A 10,297-nucleotide genomic window follows, 5' to 3' on the forward strand; every position below is an offset into this window, starting at 1 on the left:
TATATATTATAAACGTTTATTTAAAATAATGCAAGATTTATGTATTCATTATTTAGCCGGAAATTTTACATTTTCTTCTATTTTGTGATAAAAAAATAACATATGCTTTTCTATGCTTTTCGGCATGAATGTTGCTATTGTTAAGATTTATTTAAGTTGATTTTAAAATTTAACATGATATAATATACTTTACATAATATATAAAAGCATGATTATTTAAAGCCGTACGGCTTTGGAGGATACAATGAAAAATTACTTGGTGGGGCTTGATATAGGGTCTACTACAGTAAAAATAGCTGTAATAGATAGTAAGGAAAATGTGGTATACAAGCAATATGAAAGACATTATTCAGACATTAAGAATACAGTCAGTGAAATAATCAAAAACTCATCCCAGACACTAAATGACAGCATGATTAAAATATGCATCACAGGCTCTGGTGCCATTGATGTGTCAAAATATCTGGAAATTCCATTTGTACAGGAAGTAGCAGCATCAACAAAAGCAATAGAAAAATTCATTCCCTCTACAGATGTTGTTATAGAACTGGGCGGAGAAGATGCCAAGATAACATACCTTACCGGAAACCTGGAGCAGCGCATGAACGGATCCTGTGCAGGCGGAACCGGAGCTTTCATAGACCAGATGGCTGTTCTGATGAAGACTGATGCAACAGGATTAAATGAGCTTTCAAAAAAACATAAAACGATATACCCGATTGCTTCCCGCTGTGGTGTTTTTGCAAAATCAGATATACAGCCTCTTTTAAACGAAGGTGCAAGGCAGGAAGACATTGCTGCCTCCATATTCCAGGCTGTTGTAAACCAAACTATAAGCGGCCTTGCTCAGGGAAGGCCAATAAAAGGCAATGTGGCATTTTTGGGAGGACCGTTGTATTTTTTGTCTGAGCTGAGAAACAGATTCAAGGAAACCCTTGAACTCACCGAAGACAATTCAGTATGCCCTGAAGATGCAAATTATTATGTTGCCATGGGAGCCGCTTTAATGGCTTCCGAAAACGAGAGCATAGATTTCAACGAATTTTATATTAAAATAAAAAATACACTTGAACATTCAAGTATAGAATACCGCAAGAAAGACTTAGATCCATTGTTTGAAAGTGCGGAAGATTACAAAGAATTTTTGTCCCGTCACAACATGCATAAGGCAAAAACAAGAAATATAGATGATTATTCAGGCAAGGCATTTTTAGGTATAGATGCAGGCAGCACTACCACAAAACTTGTTTTGATCACTGATGATGGTGAAATTCTGCATTCCTATTATGGAAGCAATGCAGGAAACCCTCTTAACTCAGCCGTAAAAGCAGTAAAGGACCTTTATGTCAAGCTACATCCTGGTATTGAAATAGCAAGCACTGCTGTAACAGGATACGGGGAGCATCTTATTAAAGCTGCCCTTAATGTGGATGCAGGCGAAATAGAAACAGTAGCACACTATAAAGCTGCTGACTTTTTCCTAAACGGCGTTGATTTCATAATTGACATCGGCGGACAGGACATGAAAAGCATGATCATAAAAAATGGAGTAATAGATTCCATAATGCTTAATGAGGCTTGTTCCTCTGGCTGTGGCTCTTTCATAGAAACATTCGCTAAATCACTTGATATGAGCGTCCATGAATTTGCTGAAGCAGCAGTGTTGTCAAAAAACCCGGTTGATCTTGGAACAAGATGCACCGTGTTCATGAATTCCAAAGTTAAACAAGCCCAGAGGGAAGGTGCTACCCTAAGCGACATTTCCGCAGGAATTTCCTTCTCTGTAATTAAAAACGCCCTGTTCAAAGTCATAAGGCTTAAGTCTCTCGATGAAATAGGAGATAAGATTGTTGTTCAGGGAGGAACATTCTACAACAACGCAGTTTTAAGAGCATTTGAACAAATAACAGGACGTGAGGTTGTAAGACCCGACATAGCAGGAATAATGGGAGCATTTGGCGCTGCCATCATTGCAAAAAATAAATATGTTCCCTCTGTTAAAAGCAAATTTGTAAAACCTCACGAGCTTGAAAAGTTTTCATTTGACACTTCCATGGAACGCTGCGGCCTATGCACAAACAACTGCCTATTGACAATCAACAAGTTCTCTGACGGAAGATACTTTGTATCAGGAAACCGCTGTGAAAGAGGAGCTGAAAAATACACTCACGAAGAAAGAAAAGAATCTCTGCCCAACTTGTACAAGTACAAGTACAACAGAGTATTTGGATACAAGCCTCTGGCGCTTTCCGAAGCAAAAAGAGGTATGATTGGAATTCCAAGAGTCTTGAACATGTACGAAGACTATCCATTCTGGTTCACATTCTTCACAACATTGGGATACAGAGTAGTTTTATCAGGAGCATCAAGTAAAAAAATATATGAGCTTGGAATGGGAACAATTCCTTCAGAATCAGTGTGCTATCCGGGTAAAATAACCCACGGCCACATAACTGATCTCATAAACAAAAAAGTTCCTAAAATATTCTATCCGTGTATTTCCTACAACATAAAGGAAGATGAAAATGCAGGAAACCACTTTAACTGTCCTGTTGTTGTTTCATATCCGGAATCAATAGAAGCAAATATAAACCTTAAGAATGTGAAGTTCTACAAGCCGTTCCTTAACTTAAATGACAAGGAAAGGCTCATAAACAAGCTTTACAGGGAAATTGCAAAGGCTGAGCACTTGTCTTACGAAGAAATAAAGGAAGCTGCCGAAAAGGCATATAAAGAACTTTATGCATACAAACGGGATGTAAAAAAAGAAGGCGCGAAGGCCATAGAATACATCATCAAAAACAATAAAAAGGGAATTGTTCTTGCCGGAAGGCCTTACCATGTGGATCCTGAAATAAACCACGGCATACCTGAAATGATAGAAGGCTACGGTCTGGTTGTATTGTCTGAAGATTCCCTTGAAAACAAGTATCCCATAGAAAGACCTCTCAGGGTTATTGACCAGTGGTCATACCATACAAGGCTGTACAGGGCTGCAACTTACGTTTCAAATACAGATAATTTGGAACTCATTCAGCTTAACTCTTTCGGATGCGGCCTTGATGCAGTAACAACAGACCAGGTAAATGAAATACTTGACAAAAACAACAAAATATACACACTTATAAAAATAGATGAAATCACTAACCTTGGAGCCATAAGAATTCGTATTCGTTCACTTCTTGCTTCCATAGAAGAACGAGACAAAACAGGCATCAGGCACAAGCACATGGACGATAAAATCACACGTCCTGTATTTACAAAGGAAATGAAGAAGAAGCACACAATACTCATTCCTCAGATGTCTCCAATGCACTTCCAGTTTATTGAAACAGCTGCAAGAATGTCAGGATATAACGCCGTTGTACTTCCTGCCGTTGACAAGAAGGCCGTTGATGTGGGGCTCAGGGTTGTAAACAATGATGCTTGCTATCCTTCCATAATTGTTGTGGGCCAGCTTATAAACGCTCTGGAATCAGGAAAATATGACTTGAACAACACTTCACTCATGATTTCTCAGACAGGCGGAGGATGCCGAGCTACAAATTACATCGGTTTTATCAAAAAAGCGCTTAAAGATTCAGGATACGGGCACATACCTGTTATTTCCTTCAATGTGGTTGGACTTGAAAAACAGCCGGGCTTCAGCTTCACAACTTCATTTGTGAACAGACTTGTAATGAGTGTTGTGTTAGGAGACACTCTCATGCGTGCAACCTACAGAACAAGACCTTATGAAAAAGTTAAAGGTTTTGTAAACCAGTTGTATGATAAATGGGTTGAAGAATGCAGACATGTAATAGAAAAAGGTAATATAAAACATTATATAAATACAATCAATAATATAGTTCATGATTTTGATACAATTGAACTTGATGAAAAACTAAGAAAGCCTAAAGTTGGAATAGTTGGTGAAATTCTTGTTAAGTTCCACCCAAATGCAAACAACGATGTTTTTTCTCTTCTTGAAGAAGAAGGAGCAGAAGTTGTGGTGCCGGACTTGCTTGATTTCTTCTCATACAGTGCATTTAACGGAGTTATAAAGTATGATGAGCTCTTGAGCGGCAGTCCAAAGACAAAGGCATTCAACAATGTTGCTGTCAAAGCAATAGAAATGTACAAAAAACCAAGTGTCAAGGCATTCAAAGAATCAAAACGCTTTTCAACACCTGCAAATATTGAGGAATTAGCCCACAAGGCAAAAAAATTCCTTTCACTTGCAAACCAGTCTGGAGAAGGATGGTTCCTCACAGGCGAAATGATTGAGCTTTTGGACAGTGGTGTAAGCAACATATTGTGTCTGCAGCCATTTGCATGTTTGCCTAACCACATCACAGGCAAGGGAATGATTAAAAAGCTTAAGGATGCATATCCATTATCAAATATAGTTCCAATTGACTATGATGCCGGCATAAGTGAAGTTAACCAGATTAACCGTATAAAGCTCATGCTGACCAGTGCATTTAGAAATATGCACTTGCATGATGACGATGGATTCTTATCAATGAAGTAAATTGAAGGCCATACAACAAAATAAATACTGAAACATCTTCAGGAACAAAACATATAACAAACAAAATACCGGCTGTCTGAGCCGGTATTTTTTATTATTATGAAAATGCCTTTTTGATTCTTTCAACAGCATCATCAATTTGTTCATATGTTATTATAATTGGAGGTGCAAACCTTATTGTCTTCTCATGAGTTTCCTTTGCAAGAACACCGTTTTGGATCAATTTTTTCACATACGGTGCAGCGTTACTCTTGAACTCAACTCCTATTAAAAGGCCCTTACCCCTTATTTCAAATATATCATCATTATTTATTTCTCTTAACTTATTCATGAAGTAACTGCCTTTTTCTTCAGCTTGCTTAGCAAAATCATCTCTTTGGAGAATTTCAAGAGCTTTCAAGGAAACAGCTGCTCCCAATGGGTTTCCTCCGAAAGTTGAACCGTGTGAACCCGGCTCGAACACTCCAAGGATATCTTCATTTCCCGCAATTGCAGACACAGCTATGATTCCGCCACCTAAAGCCTTTCCAAGAACATATATATCAGGAACTACATTTTCATAGTCGCATGCAAACATTCTGCCTGTGCGTGCAAAGCCTGTCTGAACTTCATCGGCAATAAATAATACGTCATTTGCTTTGCAAATGTCATATGCTTGTTTGATAAAACCTGTGGGAGGAACAATTATTCCTGCTTCGCCCTGTATAGGCTCTACCAGGAATGCTACTGTATTTGGATTTATGGCTGATTTTAGTTCCTCGATGTTACCGTACTCAATTACTTTAAATCCAGGTGTAAAAGGACCGTATCCTTTTCTGGCATCTGGATCTGTACTCATAGAAACAATTGTTATAGTCCTGCCGTGGAAGTTGCTGGCGCATACAATTATCTCCTGCATTCCATCTTCAACGCCCTTAACAAAATTTCCCCATCTTCTTGCAGTTTTTAAGGCCGTTTCAACTGCTTCAGCACCTGTGTTCATAGGAAGAACCATGTTTTTACCTGTAACCTCACAAAGTTTCTGCATCCAGTCTCCCAGAACGCTGTTATAAAATGCCCTTGAAGTCAAAGTTACTTTATCCAGCTGATCTTTTGCAGCTTGTACCAGCTCAGGATGTCTGTGTCCAAAATTCAATGCAGAATATGCGCTTAACATATCATAAAATTTTTCACCCTCTGGATTAGTAACAACAATACCTTCTGCCTCTTCAAACACAATCTCCTTAGGATGATAATTGTGAGCTCCGAATTTTTCTGTTTTTTGCATGATTTCTTTAGATGATTGCATATCAGTAGTCCTCCTCGATGCTTTTTTATACGCAAATGTATGCATATTTCAAACTTATGTTTTAAATAATAACCGTTTTTTTAATAAAAGTCAAGATATTTATATTTTTGCATTGGGAATTCGTTGCCGTAATATTCTGATTATTATTGATTTTACAACAATATTATTAAATAGGAAATATTTTAAAATTAATTTGATTGTTTTTTGTTGTTTAAACGCTTAAGTTTTAATTTACTGAAGATAATCCTGCAATTTGCAATTTACAAAATTTAAATTGCAATCTGTCATGCAGAACTATATTAATGACACAATATTAGGATTATTCTTCACAGAAGAATCTGGGTTAGGGCATGCGCAGTTTCAATCACAAATTTATCAGCTCCCTCCGGTCGCATAAATTTGGATTTCGTTGCGTTTGACCTACCGCAGATTTTTTCTCCCTACGGTCGAAAAATCTGGGTTAGGGCATAAAAAAAAGAAGAGCTGCTTCGTCATATGAGCGTCACAGTTGAAGCTTAAAAGATTCATCCATGAGTCTCATTGCCTGCCTCTTCCGCTGGATTCATTTGAATCGAGGGAAAATCTATTGCATACTCTTCTTATTACTTATTAGTTTTAATTAACCTTGAATTATTGTTCCTGTCAAACCATTTAATGCGTCCATTGATTTGTACAGAGATGTTATTATTGACTTTCTTCCTGGTTTTGATTTTGCAAACTTTACTGAAGCCATTACTTTTGGAAGCATACTGCCCGGTGCAAAATGGCCTTCCTCAATGTACTTTTCAGCTTCTTCAATTGTTATTACGGACAAATCTTCCTGGTTTGGTTTCTTGAAATTGATTGATGCTTTTTCAACTTCAGTCAGAATCATAAGAATGTCAGCGTCCATGTCTTCAGCCAGTCTTTCTGCTGCAAAGTCCTTGTCAATTACAGCTGCCACACCTTTTAAAGAGCCGTCTTCATTTTCTATTACAGGAATTCCGCCTCCTCCGCATGCAACTGTTATTGTTGTGTCCCACAGCGTCTTGATTGTACCGATTTCAACTATTCTCTCTGGAATAGGAGAGGCAACAACTCTTCTCCATCCTCTTCCTGCATCTTCTTTCACTGTATAGCCTTTTTCAGCTGCAAGTCTTTTTGCTTCCTCTTCAGAATAAAAAGGTCCTATTGGTTTTGTTGGGTTCTGGAATGCTTTGTCATCCTTGTTCACAACCATCTGGGTCACAACTGTAACTACAGGCAAAATTCTGTTTCTTTTTGCCAGAGCTAGTTTAAGTCCCTGCTGAATATGATACCCGATATAACCCTGACTCATTGCACCACAAACGTCAAATGGCATTGGTGGTGTAATATCTTTGGCAGCTTCTGAAGCCAAAAGGATTCTTCCAACCTGAGGGCCATTTCCGTGAACGACTGCTATTTCATAGTTGGAGCAGCTTATTTCAGCAATATATTCACTTGTTTTCTTTACAACTTCCAACTGTGCCTCTGCTGTAGAAGGCATGCTTTTATCTTCTAAGGCATTTCCGCCTAACGCTATAACTACTCTTGGTATTCTGTTCATGATTAACCCCTCTTGAATTTGTCCTAATTTTTAAGCTATAGTTGCTACTATAACTGCTTTTATTGTGTGCATTCTGTTTTCTGCTTCGTCGAACACTACAGAATGTCTGCTTCTGAAAACTTCATCTGTAACTTCTCTTATGTCAAAGCCAAGAGCCATCTGTTCTTTAGCCATTTTTGTTTCAAAGTCATGGAATGAAGGCAGACAGTGCATGAATATTACATCATTGTTTTCTGTAGCCTTGATTAGGTCCATTGTAACCTTGTATGGAGTGAGTAACTTAACTCTTTCAGGTATCTGAGCTTCTTCGCCCATTGATGCCCAAATGTCTGTGTAAATTACGTCTGCTCCTTTTACAGCTTCAATGCTGTCTGATATTTCGATTGTAGCTCCTGTATAGTCAGCAACTTCCTGAACTCTCTTCAGTGTATCCTTATCAAGTTGCTCCTGAAGTTCCTTAGGACCAAATGCAACGAAATGCATTCCCATTTTTGCACATCCGAACATCCATGCATATGACATGTTATTTCTGATGTCACCGGCAAAAACAACCTTAACCTTATTAAGTGGTTTTGCAATGTGTTCTTCTATTGTAAGCAAGTCAGCCAATATTTGAGTAGGGTGATCTACATCTGTAAGACCGTTCCACACAGGTACTCCTGCATACTTAGCCAAATCTTCAACAACTTCCTGCTTGTATCCTCTGTACTCAATACCGTCATAGAATCTTCCAAGAACCTTTGCTGTATCTTCCAGGGATTCCTTCTTGCCCATCTGTGAACTTCCTGAATCAAGGAAAGTAACGTGTGCTCCTTCTTCCAGAGCTGCAACTTCAAACGCACATCTTGTTCTTGTTGATGTTTTTTCAAACAACAGCACAATGTTTTTACCCTTTAACAGATAATTGTAAATTCCTGCTCTTTTTTTTGCTTTCAAATCATGAGCTAAATCCAGCATGTATCTGATTTCCTGTGGTGTAAAATCCATTAATGTTAAAAAACTTCTTCCTTTTAAATTTACTGACATAATAAACCTCCGTGTTTAATTATAGATTTTATTGTATTTTTATATATTAACAGAATCTTTTCATAATTTCAATTGTTTTCTATACTTTTTCTCTTATAAGCGGCATGCTCATGCATCTTGGACCGCCTCTTCCCCTTGACAGTTCTGAGCTCGGCATTGTATAGATTTTGATACCTTCCTGCTGTAAAATTTGATTTGTTACATAATTTCTAGTATAAACAATTACTTCACCTGGAGCAATACACAATGTGTTGGAACCATCATTCCATTGTTCCCTTGCAGCATCAATGATGCTGTTTCCGCCGCATTTTATTAGTTTTACCTTATCAAGATTAAGCGCCTTCTTCAAAATATCTTCAAGAGACCCTTTACCTTCGGTAATTTTTATATTTCCGTCATCTCCTCTTTCAAGAACATAGACTGCAATGTCAGATTTAATGTTCGGGTGAATTGTGAACTTGTCGTAATCAACCATTGTGAACACAGTATCTAGGTGCATGAATGCCCTTGTCTTTGGAATGTCTATTGCCAATACTTTTTTAAATGAACTGTCTTCTGTCAACAGGGTATTTGCAAACTTCTCAATGGAATTAGGATTTGTTCTTTGAGAAATACCCACCGCCACTATTTCTTCGTTTAAAATCAGTATGTCTCCGCCTTCAAGTGAATACTTTTCAGTTCTGTCATACATTAACTTTGTTCCCTTGTATATAGGATTGCAGTTAAAAATATACTTGGCAAATAACGTTTCTCTGTTTCTTGTAACAGTATGCATTTTATGAATAGATACTCCTTCTCCAACTGTAGCAAAAGGATCTCTTGTAAAGTAAAGATTAGGCATTGGGTCAATTATAAATGGATACTGATTGCTTAAAAAATCAGCCAATCTTGGACCCCTGTAATCATTGATTTCTGACTTTCTGATGCCTTCCATCATTTTGAGAACCATTTCCTTAGGACTAGTAAAGGACAGGAAGTAATCTTTTAACATGCTGGATTCTCTGCTTTCCTTAATTCCAGCTTCTTCAATATACTCTTTGATAAACTGCAGTTTTATCTCGTCATTTAAAAGTGAATCCACCACTAAATCTTCCAGATAAACTACTTCTATTCCCAAGCTTTCGAAAATTTTTGCAAATGCATCATGTTCCTGCTGAGCTATTTCCAAATAAGGAATATCATCAAAAAGCAATCTTTCAAGATACTCCGGCATTAGATTTTCTAGTTCTTTGCCAGGTCGGTGCAGCAATACTTTTTTCAATTTTCCTATTTCTGAATAAACTTTTATTGCTGTATCATTCAATATTATCACCACCATATATTATATATGCCATATCTGATTTTGAATGCAAAAACGATTGGCAGCAGCCGCGCGATATATGTCAACTCATTCGTCATTAAGTGTAAAAAAATCGTTATCATTTCAAGCATAATCACCAAAATGCCATAACTATTAACAATATTTGAATTTTACATCCTGCTTGACAAACAAATTTAGTACAATAATCTGCGATTGTATATATATATTGTATTAACTTTTCCTTAATATGTCAAGGTATTTTTAATATTTATGTATCATGTTCATATTTATACACAGCAAACTGTTTTATGGCATAAAAAAGTTGCTCCGCAACTCCGCTAGGGGGACCTATGTCCCCCTTCGGCGCAAAAAATACTAACGTATTTTTTGCTGAGCACCCCCCTTGACGGCAAGGGCGTCCCGCCCTTTGCAATCCCCGTTTTTTATATACTAGAAAATAGAACTTTCCTGGTATATAAAAAAACCAGCTATATCAGCTGGTTTTTTTACCCGGCGACGTCCTACTTTCCCAGGCAGTTTCCCACCAAGTATCATCAGCGCTAAAGAGCTTAACTTCCGTGTTCGGGATGGGAACGGGTGTGT

General features: G+C 37.6%; 5 protein-coding genes and 1 rRNA gene. 1 reads left to right on the forward strand and 5 read right to left on the reverse strand.

All coding sequences use genetic code 11. The features are described from left to right. The first annotated feature begins 244 nt into the window (after positions 1–244). A complete protein-coding gene (locus LY60_RS07585) occupies positions 245–4,513 on the forward strand; it encodes a 2-hydroxyacyl-CoA dehydratase (RefSeq protein WP_145082071.1) in 4,269 nt (1,422 codons plus the stop codon). A gap of 97 nt (positions 4,514–4,610) precedes the next feature. Here the strand turns inward: LY60_RS07585 and rocD are convergent, their stop codons facing one another. The 5 genes from rocD to rrf all read right to left on the reverse strand — a co-directional run. Then, entirely contained in the window at positions 4,611–5,801 is a 1,191-nt protein-coding gene (rocD, locus tag LY60_RS07590) for an ornithine--oxo-acid transaminase (protein WP_145082073.1), read from the reverse strand. 619 nt (positions 5,802–6,420) lie between these two features. After that, entirely contained in the window at positions 6,421–7,368 is a 948-nt protein-coding gene (arcC, locus tag LY60_RS07595) for a carbamate kinase (protein WP_145082075.1), read from the reverse strand. Positions 7,369–7,398: 30 nt separating this feature from the next. Further along, positions 7,399–8,394 carry an ornithine carbamoyltransferase gene (gene argF / locus LY60_RS07600; protein WP_145082077.1) on the reverse strand — a complete coding sequence of 332 codons (996 nt, stop codon included), beginning with the start codon at positions 8,392–8,394 and terminating at the stop codon, positions 7,399–7,401. Positions 8,395–8,473: 79 nt separating this feature from the next. Further along, positions 8,474–9,700, reverse strand: a complete 1,227-nt coding sequence (gene arcA / locus LY60_RS07605; RefSeq protein WP_145082111.1) for an arginine deiminase — start codon at positions 9,698–9,700, stop codon at positions 8,474–8,476. A 502-nt stretch (positions 9,701–10,202) separates the two neighbouring features. Next, positions 10,203–10,297, reverse strand: a 5S ribosomal RNA gene (gene rrf, locus LY60_RS07610); the annotation flags it as partial.

The sequence above is a fragment of the Sedimentibacter saalensis genome, from assembly GCF_007830175.1.
GTDB classification, from domain to species: Bacteria; Bacillota; Clostridia; order Tissierellales; family Sedimentibacteraceae; genus Sedimentibacter; species Sedimentibacter saalensis.

Excerpts from the sequence above, each read along its gene's own strand:
- LY60_RS07585 (WP_145082071.1), top strand. The coding sequence starts at position 245 with ATGAAAAATTACTTGGTGGGGCTTGATATAGGGTCTACTACAGTAAAA.
- rocD (WP_145082073.1), bottom strand. The coding sequence starts at position 5,801 with ATGCAATCATCTAAAGAAATCATGCAAAAAACAGAAAAATTCGGAGCT.
- arcC (WP_145082075.1), bottom strand. The coding sequence starts at position 7,368 with ATGAACAGAATACCAAGAGTAGTTATAGCGTTAGGCGGAAATGCCTTA.
- argF (WP_145082077.1), bottom strand. The coding sequence starts at position 8,394 with ATGTCAGTAAATTTAAAAGGAAGAAGTTTTTTAACATTAATGGATTTT.